This window comes from Algibacter sp. (assembly GCF_049667265.1).
Lineage (GTDB): Bacteria > Bacteroidota > Bacteroidia > Flavobacteriales > Flavobacteriaceae > Algibacter_B.
Genome location: NZ_JBATHX010000428.1, coordinates 1 through 2,473, shown reverse-complemented (window position 1 = coordinate 2,473; position 2,473 = coordinate 1). Strand labels below are relative to the sequence as shown.

Annotated in this window: 3 protein-coding genes; all 3 read right to left on the bottom strand. The window is 32.3% G+C overall.

Features of this window, described 5'->3' with window-relative positions; genetic code table 11:
* Positions 1 to 386 (bottom strand): hypothetical protein (locus WBN21_RS15005; RefSeq protein WP_424201690.1); only part of this gene is annotated, 386 nt, incomplete at its 3' end.
* A gap of 58 nt (positions 387 to 444) precedes the next feature.
* A complete protein-coding gene (locus WBN21_RS15000; RefSeq protein ID WP_424201688.1) occupies positions 445 to 1,545 on the bottom strand; it encodes a glycosyltransferase in 1,101 nt (366 codons plus the stop codon).
* Position 1,546: 1 nt separating this feature from the next.
* Positions 1,547 to 2,473 (bottom strand): glycosyltransferase (locus WBN21_RS14995; protein ID WP_424201686.1); only part of this gene is annotated, 927 nt, incomplete at its 5' end.

The following is a 2,473-nucleotide window of genomic DNA, read 5'->3' as shown; positions in this document are numbered from 1 at the left end:
TTGCCTACTTTTGACCATTTATCATCATAATGCGGAATGGCATGCGACGTAGAAACTACTTTAAATTTTCTTTCCAATATGGGAAGAAAAAAAGCGGCATCAGTTTTGTGAACATGGACCAAATCATGTTTACCATTAAGCATTAAATGAAAACAACATCTTAAAAAATACAAAAACACACCTATCCCTTTAATATGAATTTCTGGAAACTGAATAGTTTTTATTCCTGGTATGTTTTGGGCTGCCAATTCATTTTTATAGCAATAAATTGTAATATCAAAATGGTCTTTTAATCCCCAAAGAATACTTTCAACAACGCGACTTGTTCCGCCTTTTGACGGGAAATATTTTACTCCAAAAAAAACTATTTTTTTCTTTTCTTTCATGACTGTTAATCAATGATGATCCATTTATTTAATAGCTTTGGCAAGCTACCAACTCAAACTAATTTAAAAGTTTTCCGTATAATTTATAATAAGAACTTGTCATTTTTTCTAAGCTAAATTTTTCCTGTATTTGAGAATTTCCTTTTAGCCCAATTTCCTTAGCCACAGCTGGATTATCCAATAAATAGATTAACTGTTCCGCCAATGCTTCTGGTGAACTTGGAGGCACTAAAATCCCTGTTTTCATATGTTCCACAATTTCATTGGTCCCGCCACCTGTAGTTGCAACCGTTGGTTTTCCTAATGCCATATACTCTAATATAGCATTCGAAATACCTTCGCCATGAACTTTGGAATTAGTGGATAAAACACCTATATCAAATATATTAATAATGGATTCAACATCTTTTTTAACGCCTGTAAATTTGAAATATGACTTATATGCTTCTGGAATTATCTCTTGGCATTTCTTAAGGTTCGGCCCCTCTCCAATAGCCATAAAGGTTACATTAGTTCGGTGTTTCAATACACGCAACGCTGCTTTTAAATAAGTATCATAATCTTTTCGATCAAAGAAACCACCTACCATACCAATTACTTTGGCGTTTTCTATATGAAATTGATTTCTTATTAAAGCTTTATCCTTAAGGTTAATTAACCTGTTAATATCAAAACCATTGTATATACATAAACCCTTATTTTCAGGTACTTTGTAAGCGGACAAACCAGCCTTTGAGTTTCCAACAACTACCTTGGAGAATGGAAACGACAGCTTGGCACGAATCAATTCATTATCAAAAAAATTCATATTGGCAGGAGCATTGGTAACATTTCCATTAATTAATTTAATTTTGAGAAAAATGGTAGAAGGAATCGTAAAAATAGCTGACATGGTGCCCCAACTATGCATTAAATCTGGCTTCCAATTTCTACATATTTTATACAAATAATAGAAAACCATAGGATTTTTTTTCGGTATTCTTTTTAAGATTATTACTGGAACGTCAAGATCATAAATCTCGTTATAATGAATTTTATCTGAAAAAACAACTAGCTTTAACTCAACATCAGGATACTTTCGCAGTCCTTTAATCAATTCGATTAATCTTCTTTCCCTACCTCCTGAAACAAGGCTATCGATAAGCAAGAGTATTTTCATTTTATCCTATTTTATTCAAAAAAATTGGTTCACCGTTTTGGATCTGTAATGTGGAAATATTTTCAATGAGGTTCAAATACTTTTTTTGAAACGTTTCATAGCCAAAATTCTCTTTTAAATGGTCATAGCTCGCCAATCCCATTTCCTCTTTTAAATTGGTAGATTCTATTAACGAAGCTAAGTGTTGGGAAATCTCTTTATAAGCACCAATAGGTGTGACAAAACCATTCTTACCATTAATTACCAGGCGTGAATTGTCCCCGGCGTCTGTTGCTACAATTGGCAGTCCACAATTCATTGCTTCCATAATCGAATTAGAGATTCCTTCAAATGTTGACGTACAAAGATATATATCTGAAGCATCAAGCAATTCATAAATATTAGTGGCGTTGGTAATAAGCTCCACCTCTTCGCTAACATCATATTTTTTTATAGTATCAATAATTCCTGATTCCTCAGGGCCTTGACCTACAATTTTATATTTAATGTTATATTTTTTATTAAGTATTTGCTTAAGGTTAGCAATACTTTTTATTGCCGTATCATAATCTTTCTGCTTAACAAGCCTACCTAGACTAATGATGGTAATTAAATTCTTATCAGTTTTTAGTCTTTTTGAAATGGTTCTAATTTCTATTCCATTAGGGATAACAAACACATTTTTTTTAAACCCAAAATCAATTGATGAATCATACGCAGCGAAGTTATTTGCAATAGTAAAACTGAGCAACCGGTTATTGATTAATTTTAATGCTGCGAATTTAGTCCAAGCCACATGGCTATTTCTAATCCCCCCAAATATGTAGGGCACTTTGGCAATCTTTCCATAAATACCACTAAAAATGGTGTCCTTTGGTAAAAAAGAAAAAATAATGTCAATTTTTCTTTTTCTGAGCAAGCTTATAAATCCAGTTGCTTTTTTTATAGA